The organism is Mucilaginibacter sp. L196 (assembly GCF_009765905.1).
In the GTDB taxonomy this organism is placed as follows: domain Bacteria; phylum Bacteroidota; class Bacteroidia; order Sphingobacteriales; family Sphingobacteriaceae; genus Mucilaginibacter.
In genome coordinates this window covers 1-201 of sequence record NZ_LMUO01000016.1, presented here as the reverse complement: position 1 = coordinate 201, position 201 = coordinate 1, and the positions used below count along the sequence as shown (strand labels likewise).

General features: G+C 37.8%; 1 protein-coding gene. It reads left to right on the top strand.

Features of this window, described 5'->3' with window-relative positions; genetic code table 11:
- Nucleotides 1-201 (top strand): transposase (locus GSQ74_RS16330; RefSeq protein ID WP_158995273.1); only part of this gene is annotated, 201 nt, incomplete at both ends.

Here is a 201-nt window from a genome sequence, read left to right as displayed (position 1 = left end):
AGTAAGCTGCGTATGGGTCAGGGAGCAAAGCGATACAGAAAAAGAAAGGCAAGCCGAATGGTTTCTATTAACCAACAGGGTAATTAAGAATGAAAAAGATGCAGAAAAAGTAGCTGAATTCTATTCAAAAAGATGGGCTGTTGAAGACTTTCATAAATGTTATAAAACCGGCTGTAGCATTGAAAAAAGGCAGTTCGATAC